The organism is Psychrobacter sp. CAL346-MNA-CIBAN-0220, assembly GCF_040309805.1.
Classification (GTDB): domain Bacteria; phylum Pseudomonadota; class Gammaproteobacteria; order Pseudomonadales; family Moraxellaceae; genus Psychrobacter.
In genome coordinates, this window is the sequence record NZ_JBEOPF010000651.1 from 1 (window position 1) to 242 (window position 242).

A 242-nucleotide genomic window follows, 5' to 3' on the forward strand; every position below is an offset into this window, starting at 1 on the left:
GTCCTAACTGCTGATAAACGACAGAGTTTGCCAAGTTTGCAGAAAAATCGGACGCCTGAATATCAGAGACGCTAATCACAGCCACGAGAGGCTCATGCTGTGCTGAGGTGATTGTCGTCTTACCGATCGTGGCCGCTTTTGCTGTAGGAAGCAGCGTCGCTGTACCGACAGCACACAGTAGAGCAGCAGACACGGCATAATGCAGAGTAGTTAGTCGATAAGGTAAATGCCAAGCCATGTGC

General features: G+C 50.4%; 1 pseudogene. It reads right to left on the reverse strand.

Annotated features, from left to right (window positions below):
• A pseudogene (locus AAEY88_RS15190) lies at positions 1-242 on the reverse strand (peptigoglycan-binding protein LysM); the annotation flags it as partial.